The sequence below is a fragment of the Rhodococcus sp. NPDC056743 genome (assembly GCF_042790355.1).
Lineage (GTDB): Bacteria > Actinomycetota > Actinomycetes > Mycobacteriales > Mycobacteriaceae > Rhodococcus_F.
This window is the reverse complement of sequence record NZ_JBHTZI010000004.1, coordinates 141,849-154,002: the sequence shown is the minus strand read 5'-3', so window position 1 is coordinate 154,002 and position 12,154 is coordinate 141,849. Positions and strand designations below refer to the sequence as shown.

The 12,154-nt window shown below is 62.9% G+C and carries 13 protein-coding genes; all 13 read left to right on the top strand.

What is annotated here, in order from left to right:
• Positions 1–69 precede the first annotated feature (69 nt).
• The 13 genes from ACFRFQ_RS10745 (at position 70) to ACFRFQ_RS10685 (ending at position 12,153) form a co-directional block, all read left to right on the top strand.
• Complete coding sequence (locus ACFRFQ_RS10745) at positions 70–858, top strand: enoyl-CoA hydratase/isomerase family protein (protein ID WP_212633806.1); 789 nt, start codon at positions 70–72, stop codon at positions 856–858.
• A 32-nt stretch (positions 859–890) separates the two neighbouring features.
• A complete protein-coding gene (locus ACFRFQ_RS10740; RefSeq protein WP_378656674.1) occupies positions 891–1,268 on the top strand; it encodes a Zn-ribbon domain-containing OB-fold protein in 378 nt (125 codons plus the stop codon).
• Positions 1,265–2,416 (top strand): thiolase family protein, encoded by a 1,152-nt coding sequence (locus ACFRFQ_RS10735; RefSeq protein ID WP_021333775.1) that lies wholly within the window; start codon positions 1,265–1,267, stop codon positions 2,414–2,416. The genes ACFRFQ_RS10740 and ACFRFQ_RS10735 overlap by 4 nt, the downstream gene beginning before the upstream one ends.
• A 43-nt stretch (positions 2,417–2,459) precedes the next feature.
• On the top strand, positions 2,460–3,653 hold the full coding sequence (locus tag ACFRFQ_RS10730; protein WP_378657408.1) for an acyl-CoA dehydrogenase family protein: 1,194 nt from the start codon (positions 2,460–2,462) through the stop codon (positions 3,651–3,653).
• A complete protein-coding gene (locus tag ACFRFQ_RS10725) occupies positions 3,650–4,609 on the top strand; it encodes a phosphotransferase family protein (protein ID WP_378656671.1) in 960 nt (319 codons plus the stop codon). Before ACFRFQ_RS10730 ends, ACFRFQ_RS10725 begins: the two co-directional genes overlap by 4 nt.
• Before the next feature lie 55 nt (positions 4,610–4,664).
• Positions 4,665–5,867 carry an acyl-CoA dehydrogenase family protein gene (locus tag ACFRFQ_RS10720; protein ID WP_021333772.1) on the top strand — a complete coding sequence of 401 codons (1,203 nt, stop codon included), beginning with the start codon at positions 4,665–4,667 and terminating at the stop codon, positions 5,865–5,867.
• Positions 5,864–6,622: an SDR family NAD(P)-dependent oxidoreductase gene (locus ACFRFQ_RS10715; protein ID WP_378656668.1), complete on the top strand. Its 759-nt coding sequence runs from the start codon at positions 5,864–5,866 to the stop codon at positions 6,620–6,622. The genes ACFRFQ_RS10720 and ACFRFQ_RS10715 overlap by 4 nt, the downstream gene beginning before the upstream one ends.
• Before the next feature lie 31 nt (positions 6,623–6,653).
• Positions 6,654–7,442, top strand: a complete 789-nt coding sequence (locus ACFRFQ_RS10710) for an SDR family NAD(P)-dependent oxidoreductase (RefSeq protein WP_021333770.1) — start codon at positions 6,654–6,656, stop codon at positions 7,440–7,442.
• Positions 7,442–8,503 carry an NAD(P)-dependent alcohol dehydrogenase gene (locus ACFRFQ_RS10705; RefSeq protein ID WP_378656665.1) on the top strand — a complete coding sequence of 354 codons (1,062 nt, stop codon included), beginning with the start codon at positions 7,442–7,444 and terminating at the stop codon, positions 8,501–8,503. The genes ACFRFQ_RS10710 and ACFRFQ_RS10705 overlap by 1 nt, the downstream gene beginning before the upstream one ends.
• 67 nt (positions 8,504–8,570) lie before the next feature.
• Positions 8,571–10,067: a class I adenylate-forming enzyme family protein gene (locus tag ACFRFQ_RS10700; protein ID WP_378657405.1), complete on the top strand. Its 1,497-nt coding sequence runs from the start codon at positions 8,571–8,573 to the stop codon at positions 10,065–10,067.
• A 41-nt stretch (positions 10,068–10,108) separates the two neighbouring features.
• A complete protein-coding gene (locus tag ACFRFQ_RS10695; protein ID WP_045064306.1) occupies positions 10,109–10,732 on the top strand; it encodes a TetR/AcrR family transcriptional regulator in 624 nt (207 codons plus the stop codon).
• A 72-nt stretch (positions 10,733–10,804) separates the two neighbouring features.
• On the top strand, positions 10,805–11,140 hold the full coding sequence (locus ACFRFQ_RS10690) for an EthD family reductase (protein WP_045064307.1): 336 nt from the start codon (positions 10,805–10,807) through the stop codon (positions 11,138–11,140).
• Complete coding sequence (locus tag ACFRFQ_RS10685) at positions 11,137–12,153, top strand: MBL fold metallo-hydrolase (protein ID WP_378656660.1); 1,017 nt, start codon at positions 11,137–11,139, stop codon at positions 12,151–12,153. Before ACFRFQ_RS10690 ends, ACFRFQ_RS10685 begins: the two co-directional genes overlap by 4 nt.
• Position 12,154: the final 1 nt, after the last annotated feature.

The following is a 12,154-nucleotide window of genomic DNA, read 5'->3' as shown; positions in this document are numbered from 1 at the left end:
ACGCAACGTCACCCGATCTGCATACTGAAGTGAATCCAGTTCAATTTACATCCACACGAAAGGCTCATGATGATCGAGACCGACCACATCCTGTTGGAGAAAGACGGAGACATCGCACGGGTTTGGCTCAACCGCCCGCACAAGAAGAACGCGGTCACCGTTGAACTGCTGCACCGCCTCGACGAGATCATTGTCGAGGTCGACAACGATCCGAACCTCAAGGTTCTGGTGCTACGTGGCGTCAACAACACGTTCTGCTCAGGTTTCGACCTGGACGAGCTGCTCTCCGACTTCATCGGCAGCACCACAGCGATGGACGTCGCCGTGCTTTCGGCCAAGGTCTGCGACCGTCTCTACTCGATGAACACACCCTCGATCGCAGTCCTCGAAGGCTACGTCACCGCAGGTGGTTTCGAACTGATGATCTCGTGCGACTTCGCGATCGCATCGGATGACGCCAAGATCGGCGACTTCCACATCCGTCGCGCACTCTTCGGTGGCGCCGGCCCGATCTACCGCCTTCCCCGCATGATCGGGGTTCGCAAGACCAAGGAGCTCATGCTCACCGGCAAGCTGCTCTCGGGCACCGAGGCCGCTGCATTCGACCTGATCAATGCTTCGGCACCGGCCGATCAGCTCGATCAGACCGTGGCAGACTTCGCCGCGACTCTGACCGACAAGAGCCCGTTCATGATGAAGCTCACCAAGATGTGCATCGACAAGGGCCTCGACGCCGACATCCAGTCGCTCATGGTCATGGAGCACTTGGCCGTCGGCAACGCACTGCAGTCGGAAGACGGCAAGGAAGGCGTCACCGCATTCCTCGAGAAGCGTAATCCGGTGTGGGTCGGCCGCTGATCTGATTCACCCCGAGACCTGAAGGGATAGGCATGGCAGAGAAGACAGCAATCGTGCTCGAAGGCAGCCGGTGCACGGTGTGCGCCACGGTGGCCTTTCCGGCCGCCGTCATGTGCAGCAAGTGCGCAACGCCAACGGCAGCACCTCTCGATTTGAGTACCCGAGGTGTGCTGTGGGCGTATACGATTCAACGTTTTCCTCCGAAATCGCCGCCATATGTACCGCCCGCCGGAGGGTTCACTCCGTTCGCGGTCGGTTACATCGAACTCCCTGAAGGAATCAAGGTCGAGGCAATCATCGACTGTGAAGACTTCGACGGACTGGATCAGGCACCGGTGACGTTGGTCGCCACCTCACCGGTGCCCCGGTTCGCCGTCGATCGTGACGCGAAGCAAGGAGAAACCAAGTGACGCAGCCTATTTCGATCGTCGGAGCCGGGCTCTCGAAGTTCGGCCGGCAACCGGGAGTGAGTGGGCGTGCCATGGCCGTCACCGCGATCGGCGCTGCGCTCGATGATGCCGGACTTTCATGGCCCGACGTCCAGGTCGCCTTCGGCGGCAGTGACGGATCCGGGCTGGCCGACACCTTGGTGGCCGAACTCGGTTTCACCGGAATACCTTTCACCAACGTCAAGAACGGTTGCGCAACCGGCGGTAGCGCACTCTTCTCGGCGGTCAATGCAGTTCGCTCGGGTGCAGCCGAGATCGCACTGGCGGTCGGCTTCGACAAGCACCCACGCGGGGCATTCGATCCCCGACCGGAAGAGTGGGGCCTGCCGGACGGATACGGCGAGGCCGGTCTGATGGTCACCACACAATTCTTCGGAGCCAAGATCTCGCGCTATATGCGCCAGCACAACATCTCGGCCGACACCCTGGCCCGCGTGGCCGAGAAGGCTTATCGAAACGGCGTTCTCAATCCGAACGCCTGGCGCCGGGAGGCGATGTCCGCCGAGACCATCGCGACAGCCGACATGGTCAACGACCCGCTCACCCGTTACATGTTCTGCTCACCCGGAGAAGGCGCCGCCGCGATCGTGGTCGCCAGCGAGAGCGCAACCAAAGCGCTCGCCGCGCGAGCGGTCACACTTCGGGCAATCACCCATCGCACCCGAAGGTTCGGCTCCTTCGAGGTTTTCAGCCCGGCCGTGCAAGGTAACGGTGAACCGACCAGTGTCAGTGCGGACGCCGCGCGGGCAGCCTTCGAGCAGGCAGGCATCTCCCCCGGCCAAGTCGACGTGGCTCAGCTGCAGGACACCGAGAGCGGTGCCGAAATTATGCACATGGCCGAGTGCGGCTTCTGTGAACCCGGCGAACAGGAATCGATGATTGCGGCCGGCGAGACAGAGATTGGCGGCCGCATTCCGATCAACACCGACGGTGGATGCATCGCCAACGGTGAGCCGATCGGTGCGTCGGGCCTGCGGCAGGTGCACGAGATAGTCACCCAACTTCGTGGTGAGGCGGGTGCCCGTCAGGTTCCCGGTACTCCCCGGATCGGGTTCACCCACGTATACGGCGCACCGGGCATCAGTGCCTGCACCGTATTGTCCGTATGAGTTTGCGAAGACGACTGAGGGCAGATCAGTGACACCACAAACGATTCCAGGTCTCGACGCGTTCACCGAGGAAGCCATCGCCTGGTTGCGTGGCGTCGCCGCACCTCGCACCGAATCGGTGTGGGGCGTTGGTTCGGATTCGGTGGCGGTATTCGAGAATTGGACCGCCGAGCAAGAGCGCGAGCACACCGACGAAATCTCGCGCTACGAACAGGCGAAGTTCGATGCCGGCTGGGGAGCACTGAGCTGGCCGCCCGAACGCGGCGGTCGCAGCCTGCCGCTGTCATACGTGCTGGCTTTCCGCCGGGCTGAGGAATCGTTCGACGTGCCGCGGCGGACCGAGATGTTCTCGGTTACACAGCAATTGATCGCGCCGACCATAGAGCAGTGGGGCACCGACGAGCAGAAGGAACGCTACGTGCGCGCGATGCTTCGCACGGACATCATTGCCTGCCAACTGTTCTCCGAGACCGAGGCCGGATCGGACCTGGCTGCCGTCCGCACCAAGGCGGTGCGCAGCAAAGCCGGCACGTGGACTCTCGACGGGCACAAGGTATGGACCTCCGGCGCGCTGGTGGCGGACTACGGAGTTGCGGTGTGCCGTACCGACGCCACCGTCGCGAAACATGCCGGGCTCACCATGTTCCTGGTCCCGATGAACGCACCTGGCGTGACCATACGCCCGATCCGGCAGATGACCGGCGGCAGCTCGTTCAACGAGGTGTACCTCGACGGCGTCGAACTCGAAGACACGTATCGACTCGGTCCGGTCGGCAAGGGTTGGCAGGTTGCTCTTACCGTGCTGGCGGCCGAACGTCTGGACGGCGGAAATCTCGGTCTGGCCAACGCAGATCAGGCAATTGCACTCGCACAGAACCTCGAACGCGAGCTGACCGAGATCGAGAAGGACAAGGTGGCCGACCTGGTCGCCAGGAGCTATCTACAGCGCGTGAGCAATATGCGGGTGGCCGGGGCCATGCTTGCCGGCAACGAGCCGGGTCCTGAAGCCTCACTCGGAAAGTTGTTGGCTACCGACACCATGGCCAGAACGTCTGAAGTTGCCCGTTTGCTGCTCGGCCGTGAACTTACCGCCGATTCCGGTCGATGGGGAACGTTCGCGTGGTCCGAACACGCACTCGGCGCCCCCGGATACCGAATTGCGGGCGGCACCGACGAGATTCAGCACAACATCATCTCCGAGCGCGTGCTCGGTCTACCAAGGGAGCCGCGACCGTGACCAGTTCGTCTCTGCAAGAACGGGTCGCCGCCAAACTACTGGCGGACTGCGGCGCGACGTTAACCGACTTCCAGCCGCTACTCGGTGGACACTCCGGACTGACGTACCGCGCCACCACCTCGACCGGTGACGTGGTGATCAAGGCGGTGCCGGAAGGCCAGCGATCCATCGGCAGGCACGACATGCTGCGACAGGCGCATATTCTGCAGGCGCTGGCCGGCACCGAAGTTCCGGTGCCGCGCGTAGTTGTCGTCGACGAGATCGAGCCCGCGTGGTTTGCCATGGAATTTGTTGCAGGCGAGTCACTCGAGCCCGTGCTCGACGACCCGGCCGTCGATCCGGTGCTCGCTGCCAATCGAATGCGTCGTGCCGCTGCAGTCCTACCGCGACTGCATGAGGTGGACCTGGCCACCATTGCAGGGCTCGCAGATCCCCTGGCACCGGCAGACGAGCTCGAGCGCTGGGCCAAGACGCTGGGCGCAGTGCCACCGGAATTGGTTGTCGGCGCCGATCGTCTGTTGGAACTGTTGCGCTCCGACATTCCCGAACCTATCGAACCCACACTGGTGCACGGTGATTACCGTCTCGGCAACATCATCTCCGACGGACTGGAGCCAGTTGCACTCATCGACTGGGAAATCTGGTCTGCCGGAGATCCACGAGTCGAATTGGGCTGGTTTCTGGTATTCGCCGACGGTTCGAACTTCCCCGGTGTCGGTCGGGAAGTCACCGGACTGCCGAGCGCCGAAGAGTTGGTCGCGCTGTACACCGGAGCGGGTCCCGCACTCCCCGAACTCAACTGGTTCGACGCACTCGGCCGGTTGAAGATGGCGGCGATCATGGGCCACAACCTGCGTCGGCACCGCGAGGGTCGCCATCATGATCCGGACCAGGAGAAGCTGCCCGACACCATCAACCGGTTGATCGAGACCGGTACCGCTCTCCTGCGTCCCTAGATCTTCCAGGCCGCTGGTCTTTTGCGTCGCTGATAATCACCTAAGGAGACCTACCGTGGATTTCGCCTATTCCCCGCGGACCGAGGAACTGCTCGGCAAGCTCGAATCTTTCATGGCCGATTACGTCTATCCGGCGGAATCGGTGTACGACGCCCAGGTCGCTGCCAACGACAACCCGCACGAACAGCCCCAGATCATGCGCGATCTGCAGGCGAAGGCACGCGAATTGGGTCTGTGGAATCTGTTCATGACGCACGACGGACTCGGTGCCGGACTCACCAATCTCGAATACGCTCCGCTGGCTGAGATCGTCGGCCGCTCCATCATCGGTAACGAGACGATCAACTGCTCGGCTCCCGATACCGGAAACATGGAGATCCTCGCCATGTTCGGCACCGACGAACAGAAGGCGCAGTGGTTGAAGCCGTTGCTGGACTGCAGTATTCGTTCGGCTTTTGCGATGACCGAACCGGCCGTGGCAAGTTCGGATGCGACAAACATTCGATCGACTATCCAACGTGACGGTGACGAATACGTGCTCAACGGCCGTAAGTGGTACACCTCCGGCATCCTCGATCCTGACTGCAAGCTCATGATCTTCATGGGCAAGTCGGATCCCGAAGGCCCGACCTACCGACAGCAGAGCATGATCCTGGTACCGGCCGACGCGCCCGGCGTAGAGGTCATTCGAGATCTGCCGATGTTCGGCTTCCAAGACCGACTCGGCCACGGCGAAGTTCAATTCACCGATGTTCGGGTACCGGCTGCAAACATGCTCGGCGCCGAGGGCGACGGATTCGCCATCGCACAGGGACGTCTGGGCCCCGGCCGGATGCACTACGCGATGCGCGCAGTCGGGATGGCAGAACGGGCACTGGACATGATGTGTAAGCGCGCGCTCGAAAGGGAAGCGTTCGGTGGCCCCCTTGCCGACCGCGGCGTAGTGCGTGAATGGATTGCCCGCAGCCGCATCGAGATCGACCAAATCAGGTTGCTCGTACTCAAGTCGGCTTGGTTGATGGATACCCAGGGCAACGCGTCTGCGCGCTCGGAAGTGGCCGCCATAAAGGTGGCAGCAATGGAAGTTGCGCACAAGGTTGTCGACCGCGCGGTGCAGACCTACGGCGCCGCCGGAGTCAGCAACGACACGATCCTGGCTCGGCTGTATGCGATTACCCGCGCCCTGCAGATTGCAGACGGACCCAGCGAGGTTCATCTGCGCACCATTGCCCGCCTCGAGGTGAAGAAGCACAAATGAGTACACCAGAATTGACCGGTAAGGTCGCGCTCGTGACCGGCGCGAGCCGCGGTTTGGGACTGGCCATCGCGCGCGGACTCCGGGACGCGGGCGCGACCGTGATCGTGTCCAGCCGAAAGCTCGAGTCCTGCCGCGAAGCGGTGGCGTCGCTCGGTGACACCGGTCCGGGAACCGCTCACCCGTTCGCCCTGCACGTCGGGCACTGGGACAGTATCGAGCCCGCGGTCGAGAAGATCATTGCCGAATTCGGCAGCCTCGACATCGTTGTCAACAATGCCGGCATCGCACCGCTGGCCGACAACTTACTCTCCGTCTCGGAAGGACTCTGGGACAAGACTATCGAGGTCAACGTCAAGGGACCTTTCCGGCTGATGGCCGTCGCGGGAGACCGGATGCGGGCGGCCGGCGGCGGCTCAATCATCAACATCTCCAGTATCGGTGCGGAGCGCCCGAGCCCGCCGGAAGCGATGTACGCCGCGGCCAAGAACGGCCTCAATGCGCTCACCCGGGCGTTTGCTCAGGAGTATGCACCGACGGTGCGGGTGAACTGTGTGATGCCAGGCGGTTTCGCTACCGACATGGCCGAGAACTGGGACGACGAGTTCATCGGAAAGATCGTGGACCGTCTGCCTGCCGGGCGACTGGGCCGGCCTGAGGAGATCGCCGGTCTGGTGACGCACCTGGCCTCGGATGCGGCCGGCTACACGACCGGCGCGCTCATCCCGGTCGACGGCGGCCGAACCGCCGTGTACTGACGCTGCGATGTCCTGATATCGCAGTAAAGCTATGACAGACAACGGATTCGAAGGTGGACAGATGCTGACCGAGATGTTCGGACTGGCCGGACGGGTCGCGATCGTGACGGGCGCGTCGTCTGGTCTCGGAATGGGATTTGCGCGCACACTGGCCAGCGCCGGGGCCACGGTGTACGCCGCGGCCCGCCGGCTCGACCGCCTGCAGGACTTGGCAGCCGAGGTACCGGGAATTGTTCCGGTACGTTGCGACATCACTGACGACGCTGATCGGCGCGCCCTGATCGACGGGTGTTACGAACAGTCCGGACGGCTGGACGTACTCGTCAACAATGCCGGCATGCCCGGACCGCCGAACGCCGAGGACGAAACCATCGCGGGATTCAATTCGGTACTCGAGCTCAATCTGGTATCCGGATTTCACCTGGCGACCTACGCCTCGACCCGACTTCCGGAGAACGAACGCGCGTCGTACATCAACATCTCCTCGGTGATCGGGCTGGTGTCCACGGCCCCGATCGGTGGCGCGAGCTATGCGGCCTCCAAGGCCGGAGCACTCGGCTTGACCCGGGAATTGGCCGGTCAGTGGGGACGCAGGGGGATCCGCGTGAACTCCGTCGTGCCTGGGTGGTTCGATACGGAGATGACCGACGGACTGTTCAGCAATGACAAATCGGCGGGGTGGGTGCGTAAGAACACCATGCTCGGCCGCGGCGGCGTCGAAGGTGAGATAAACGGCGCAGTGCTGTTCCTGGCCTCGGATGCCTCCTCGTACATGACCGGCCAGGCGCTGGTTGTCGACGGCGGTTGGACGGCGCGCTGATGTTGGCAGTCCAGCTGACGGCGTGGGGTCAGCCTCCGCAGGTGCGTGAGATCCCCGTACCCGAGCCCGCTGAGGGGCAACTGTTGATCAAAGTCGGCGCCGCTGGTCTGTGCCGCTCGGATCTGCACGTCATGGATTCGCCCGCCGGACGTTTCGATTACCCGTTGCCGCTCACACTCGGCCATGAGGTTGCCGGTACCGTCGTCGGTGCGGGACCGCTGGCCGATCACGCGTGGATCGGTGAAAATGTTGTCATTCATGGTGTTTGGCCATGTGGCCGGTGCCGTAACTGCCGGCGCGAGCGCGAGAACTACTGCTTGGAGAAGGTCCCGCGCGGGGACGGCCGACTCAGTCCGATCGGAAACGGGTTGGGCCATCCGGGCGGGCTGGCCGAATACCTGCTGGTGCCCTCGGAAGCGGTTCTCGTTCGCGTCGGTTCACTGAGCCCCGAACAGGCCGCTCCGCTCGCCGACGCCGGCCTGACCGCATATCATGCGATCCGGACCAACAGCGACCTCATCGACTCGGACACTGTGGCTTTGGTGATAGGAATCGGCGGTCTCGGCCATCTGGCGGTGCAGATCCTGCGCTCTTTCGGCGTCACAGACATCATCGCCGTCGAGACAAGAACCCAGACACACGCTCTCGCGCTCGAATCGGGAGCACTCGCGTGTTTTGCGACGCTCGCAGAAGCGGCAGAGGCTGTGGCGAGCCTCGGCGGTGCCGACGTGGTCTTCGACTTTGTCGGGGCTCAGGCAACGGTCGAACCCGCTCCGGCGCTTCTCGCTCCCGGCGGCCGAGTTGTCGTCGTGGGAAGTGCGGGCGGGCAACTGACCGTCGGCAAAAGCCTTGGTTTGGTCAACGGCTGGCAGGTTCGGGCGCCGTTCTGGGGCACGATCGAGGACCTGCGTCAGGTTGTCGCGCTCGCCGGTGCAGGAAAGCTGCATGCCGAGGTGACCGCGTTCCCGTTCGACAGCGCACTGAAGGCATACGATCGCCTGCGTTCAGGCGATCTGTCCGGCCGCGCCGTACTGGTTCCCACAGCCCCTTCATCGCTGTAAACATCCAACAAACAATCGAACTCGAAGACGGAAGAGGGACGCCGCAGTGAAGTTGCTGGCACAGGAGATGCTCGTCCGGGCGGAAGGCAATCCGGCCGAGATTGCGGTGATCGACGAGTTAGGTTCTCACACAATCGGTTCGATCGTCGAGGCGGCTCGCTCGCTGGCCGATACCATCGCTTCGCTCGACGGCGGGGCGCCGACTGCGCTCATTCAGGCCGACAATACGTGGCAGACGGTGGCTACCGCCCTCGCGATCGGACTTCGCGGCGGCGTAGTGGCGGTCTTCAGTCCACACGCCACCGAATCCGAGTTCGAGATGGCGATCGACGACATCGACCCGGATCTCGTGGTGGCCGATGCCGACGCACTGACCCGCTGGGGGATCAAGGACGACCAGTTTGCCGGTTCGGTAGCCGCTTTCGGAACCCGAGTGCTCCGGTCTCGGCAGGGGGATTTCGCCTCGGTCGAGCGCTGGCGCGGCGGCACCGCGATCGCGATGACTTCCGGTTCGACCGGTCGCCCGAAGTGTGTCGTCCAGTCCGAGGAGGCAATCCGCTACGCGTGCCGGAGCACCATCGATACTGTCGGATTGCAACAGGGTGAGGCGGTCGGCGCTTTTGTGCCGCTGTCGTCCGTCGCAGCTTTCTGTTTCGGGATGTATCTGCCTGCTTACCTTGGCGGACAGATGGTTTCGATCGCCAAGTGGTCGCCTGCGGTAGCACTGGAGGCGATGGCGAAGCACCGGGTCGCCTGGACGATGTTGGTACCGACCATGGCCCTGCAGCTCTCGGTTACCGAAAGGGCTGACGGTAAGCTCTCGGCGATGCGCGCCCTGACGGTTGGTGGCGGTCCGATGAACGAGCGCACACTCGGGAACGCCGAAACCGTCCTGGGTACCACCTTTCTTCGAGTATTCGGCATGTCCGAATGCCTGGGCCACACGACCCCACGTCTGGACGATCCGCCGGCAGTCCGACTGGGGCGGGACGGACGTCCGTTCCCCGGCACCGTCGTTCGAGCGGTCGACACCGCCGGGGCGCCGCTCACCGCAGGCGAGATCGGTGACGCCCAGGTGAAGGGACCGTCGCTGTTCGTCGGTTATGCGCGCGGCGGTGCTCCGGTACTGGCCGAGCTCACCGCGGACGGCTTCCTGCCGACGGGCGATCTGGTCGAAGTCGGTGAAGACGGATCGATCTGCGTCATGGGACGCCAGAAGCAAATCATCATCCGCGGCGGCCGCAATATCGACATCAACGAAATGGAATCGGCGATCGCGTCGTTGCCCGCAGTGGTTCAGGTTTGCGTGGTGCCGGTGCCGGACGACCTTCTGGGCGAACGGGCGGCGGCCCTCGTCGTCACGGGTGGTGCGCCGCTGACGCTGGCGGAGGCGACTACTCAACTTGGAGAAAAAGGCTTCCCGAAGTTCAAGTGGCCTGAGTACCTCTTCTCCGTCGATGACCTTCCACAAAATCGTGTAGGGAAGTTGTCGCGGCTCGATGCGGTGCGGATCGCGTCCGGTTTGGCCACGCAAACTGATCCGAATTCACCTCAAGCCGGGTAAGGTTTGACGAACTAACAGTTGTCGTACCATAGAGGACCTTCATGACTACAGATGCCCAGGCGCGCCGCGAAGGCCCGCGGTCGAAGCGGACGCTCATCCTTTCTGTCGCCGTCGATCAATTCGGCAAGGTTGGATACGAGCACACCAAATGGGCGTCGATAGCGGACGAGGTCGGTATCGGCCAGACTGCGCTCTATCACTATTTCGAGTCCAAGGCACACTGCTTGCTCACTATCATGCGGCTGGAGCTTGCCGACTCGCTCGAGCGGTTCGTCGACGCTACCGAGGGTGTATCTCCGCCGGAGGAAGCGTTGCGTACCGCCGTGATGGCCTCGCTCGCAGCCTCGCCGCGCGACGCGCTGCAGCGTCGGATCCTGCAAAATCATATGGATCTCCTGGCCACTGAGCGCCAGTCCGCGAACGAAGAAGCCGAGCGTCTCAAGTCACGCGAACTCGTCCAAGAAATTGAGCAGCAGTGGACGGATCTGATCGCGAGCGGAATCAAGGAAGGCGTCTTCGCCGATTCCGATCCTCGCTTGATGGGCCGACTCGTATTGGCCCTCGTGATCAGTGTTTGGCGTTGGTACCGGCCGGACGGCAAACTCAGCCTGACCGAGATCGCCGAGCGAGTCACCGATGCGGCTCTGCGGATGGTGCGCGCGTAGGTCGCTCCGAGCGCGGTGCGTAGCCGTTCGGCCTGCCCATCTAAACCAAAGTGAATTCAATTAGGAGTTGACATGTACAATCTCGTTCTCGTCGCATCCCGGCCCGCCGACTGGACCCATGAGCAGTTCATCACATGGTGGCGCGGCGAACACGCGGACGTCACCTATCCCCTTCCCGGTCTGCTGCGATGGCAGCACACCGAATTGCTCGAAGCCTTCGGCAGCAAGTCGGAGGGGTGGGATGGCCTGTCCGTCTTGAGTTTCGAATCGCGGGAGGCACTCGAAGCCGCGCTGGCGAGTCCACAATGGCAGGCCGCCGTTGATCACGTCGGCACCATGGGTGGCCGCCGGATGATGTGGTACGGCGACGAAAAGACCATGGTGCCGCTCGTCGACAGCGGAGAATGACCGATTCTTGGGATCAACCCGGTTGCTATCGCGTCGCCGACGGTGTTTTCCGGATCCCACTGCAGATGCCGCAGGACGGCCTGCGTGCAATAAACGTCTACGCGCTCGAGACCACGCACGGACTGGCGCTGGTCGACGGCGGTTGGCATCGCAACAGCACGCACGCCGAGCTGTCCGACGCCCTGGCGCTGATCGGTCGTAGCCCGGCGGAGATTCACGACATCTATGTCACGCATGTCCACCGTGACCACTACACGTTTGCCGTTGAGCTGCGTCGACGGCATGGTTCGCGAATCCACCTCGGCGCAGCCGAATCTCCCGGGATTGCCGCAATCACCAAGCTGGGCAACAATGTTCCGGAGAGCTCAATTCTTCAGCTGCACCGATCCGGCGCGGTGACAATCGCCGAGCAGGTCTACCGGGACTCGGTCGACGAACCGTTCGAGCCCTCGGACTGGGAGGCTCCCGATCACTGGCTCTCCCCCGGCGCCCTCGATATTCCGGGCCATCGTTTCTTCGCGGTACACACTCCCGGACACACCAAGGGGCACATGGTTTTTCATGACCTCGAACGCGACGTCTCTTTCACCGGAGACCACGTATTGCCGACGATCACGCCGTCGATCGGATTCGAGCTCGGCGATTGGGAACTGCCACTCGGAGCGTACCTCCGCTCGCTGGAGATGATGCTCGACGACCGGGACCGGATCATGATGCCGGCGCATGGCGGCACAGGCGCCAGTCTGCACGCGCGGTGCCGGGAGTTGTTGGCGCACCACGCTTATCGGCTAAATCAGACCGCTTCTGCGGTAGTCGAACTGCGCGAGGCCTCAGGTCTGCAAGTGGCGCAGGTGCTGACCTGGACCCGGCGCGAACGCGGCTTCGATTCTCTCGATACGTTCAACCAGATGGTAGCCACGTGCGAGACGCTTGCCCACCTCGACGTGCTCGTCGACCGTGGGCAGTTGTCCGTGCAGAACAAGAACGGGGTGGATCTCTTCAGTTCGAACTGAA

Bases quoted from the DNA above. Each gene is read 5' to 3' on its own strand.
- ACFRFQ_RS10745 (WP_212633806.1), top strand. From the start codon at position 70: ATGATCGAGACCGACCACATCCTGTTGGAGAAAGACGGAGACATCGCA.
- ACFRFQ_RS10740 (WP_378656674.1), top strand. From the start codon at position 891: ATGGCAGAGAAGACAGCAATCGTGCTCGAAGGCAGCCGGTGCACGGTG.
- ACFRFQ_RS10715 (WP_378656668.1), top strand. From the start codon at position 5,864: ATGAGTACACCAGAATTGACCGGTAAGGTCGCGCTCGTGACCGGCGCG.
- ACFRFQ_RS10710 (WP_021333770.1), top strand. From the start codon at position 6,654: ATGACAGACAACGGATTCGAAGGTGGACAGATGCTGACCGAGATGTTC.
- ACFRFQ_RS10705 (WP_378656665.1), top strand. From the start codon at position 7,442: ATGTTGGCAGTCCAGCTGACGGCGTGGGGTCAGCCTCCGCAGGTGCGT.
- ACFRFQ_RS10700 (WP_378657405.1), top strand. From the start codon at position 8,571: ATGCTCGTCCGGGCGGAAGGCAATCCGGCCGAGATTGCGGTGATCGAC.
- ACFRFQ_RS10695 (WP_045064306.1), top strand. From the start codon at position 10,109: ATGACTACAGATGCCCAGGCGCGCCGCGAAGGCCCGCGGTCGAAGCGG.
- ACFRFQ_RS10690 (WP_045064307.1), top strand. From the start codon at position 10,805: ATGTACAATCTCGTTCTCGTCGCATCCCGGCCCGCCGACTGGACCCAT.
- ACFRFQ_RS10685 (WP_378656660.1), top strand. From the start codon at position 11,137: ATGACCGATTCTTGGGATCAACCCGGTTGCTATCGCGTCGCCGACGGT.